Source organism: Paenarthrobacter sp. PH39-S1 (assembly GCF_030063245.1).
Lineage (GTDB): Bacteria > Actinomycetota > Actinomycetes > Actinomycetales > Micrococcaceae > Arthrobacter_M.
Genome location: NZ_JASISR010000091.1, coordinates 1 through 1,911 on the forward strand (window position 1 = coordinate 1; position 1,911 = coordinate 1,911).

Genomic DNA, 1,911 nt, shown 5'->3' on the forward strand with positions numbered 1-1,911 from the left:
CGGTGTTATGCGTCGCCTTCTTTGGTGTTGGGAACGTCATAGTCGGTGATGATGGCCTGTTTTTGGTCGGGAGTCTTGATTTCGTGTCGTCGTCGGCGTCAGGCTGACGATGAACTGTTGATTTCCCTGTTAAAGACGAGCGGCCCGGCATTAGTTTTCGAAGCTCTATGCCGTGCCGCTCTCACGCGATAGGACCGCGCTGATGCTTACGGTAAATGATGATGCTTGTGCTGTCGAGTCGGATCTGCTCGGCGGGGGTTTATCCTGCCCGGATTGCTCGGGGGTGCTGGGCCCGTGGGGCTCGGCCAGAGGACGGCTGCTCCGCCATGGAACAGGGACCGGGCTGGCGCTGGTGGCGCACCGGCCGCGCCGGGCCCGGTGCCGGGGGTGCAAGGTGACCCATGTGCTGCTGGACTGGGCACTGGCCGCCCGGCGGGCCGATACCGCCGAGGTTATCGCCGCCGCTATCGGGGCCAAGATCGCCGCAGGGTGGGGGCACCGGCCGATCGCGGCGTGGCTGGGGCGGCCGGCGTCCACGGTGCGGGGCTGGCTGCGGGCCTATGGTTCCTGCGCCGGCGCGATCACCGAGGCCTTCACCGGACTGGTCCACCGCGACGGGCCCGATGCTGCCGCGCTCTGGCCCGCACCGGTACCAACAGTGGCCGCATCGGCCATGGCCGCGGTCGCGGCTTACGCCCAGGTCCTGATGAAGCGGCTGGGCGTCGCCGAGCTGCCGTGGCAAAAGGCCGGGCTGGCCGCGGCCGGGCCGTGGCTATTCAGCACGGTGTTATGGGGTGGCGGGCCGCTACACCAATTGGCCCTTATCCCGGGGCCGGTACTGGGCAAAGCTGGGCACAGCCCCGGCTAAAACCGGTCGGGGCCATATTTTTTGACCCCGCAAAGGACCGTGACCCCACCCATGACAACACCGCAGCCGCTTCGCGGCGCCCTGGCCCGTAAGGACCGGGTAGAGAAGATTGCCCTGTTCCGGTACCAACTCATCCGCGAGGCCGCCGACGACTCGCTCAGTACCCGCCAACGCGGCCCGATGGTGCGGGCCCTGGCCGTCACCGAGCATGCCGGCCCGTTCGGGGACCCGGTGCGGGTCTCGCGGGAGAGCCTGGACCGGTGGATCCGGGCCTGGCGCACCGAGGGCTTCGACGGGCTCAAGCCCAAGGCCCGCTCCGCCGATCCGGTCACCCCGGCCACCGTGTTGTCGTTGGCCGCGACGCTGAAGATCGAGCGCCCTAACCGGACCGCGGCACAGGTGAGGCGGATCATGGCCGAAACCCTCGGCGATGCACCCTCCGAATCGACGCTGCTGCGGCATTTCAGGACCCTGGATATTCCTACCGGCACCGCCGCTGCCGCCACCGGCCGGTTCGAAGCGACGGCCCCGAATGAAATCTGGGTGGGCGACGGGTTGCACGGCCCGCGGCTGGGGGGCCGGAAGACCTATCTCTTCGCGTTTTTGGATGATCATTCCCGCATGGTCACCGCCGCCCGCTGGGCCTTCGCCGAAGACGCCGTACGCCTGGCAGCCGCGCTACGCCCGGCCCTGCAAACCCACGGCATCCCCGCCAATTGCTATGTGGACAACGGCAGCGCTTTCGTTGACTCGTCACTGATACGGACCTGCGCGAGGCTCGGCATGAAGCTCACCCATTCGAAGCCCTACCGGCCCCAAGGAAGAGGCAAGATCGAGCGCTTTTTTGGGTCGGTCAGATCCCAGTTTCTCTCCGAAATCAGCGTGCTCGAAGCCCCGGTCCAGACGACCGTTCCCGGCACCGGCGCAGCCACCGGAAACGCCGCCGAGGATGAGGCCGGCAGTGCGATAGCGTCGCTGGAGGAGCTCAATGCGTTGTTCACGTCCTGGGTGCAGATGACCTATCACCGCACCGTGCACTCGGG

Annotated in this window: 2 protein-coding genes; both read left to right on the forward strand. The window is 67.3% G+C overall.

Features of this window, described 5'->3' with window-relative positions; all coding sequences use genetic code 11:
- Positions 1 to 202: 202 nt before the first annotated feature.
- Positions 203 to 868, forward strand: a complete 666-nt coding sequence (locus QMG52_RS21595) for a hypothetical protein (protein WP_283562454.1) — start codon at positions 203 to 205, stop codon at positions 866 to 868.
- A 51-nt stretch (positions 869 to 919) separates the two neighbouring features.
- Positions 920 to 1,911 (forward strand): DDE-type integrase/transposase/recombinase (locus tag QMG52_RS21600; RefSeq protein ID WP_283562455.1); only part of this gene is annotated, 992 nt, incomplete at its 3' end.

Excerpts from the sequence above, each read along its gene's own strand:
- QMG52_RS21595 (WP_283562454.1), top strand. The coding sequence starts at position 203 with ATGCTTACGGTAAATGATGATGCTTGTGCTGTCGAGTCGGATCTGCTC.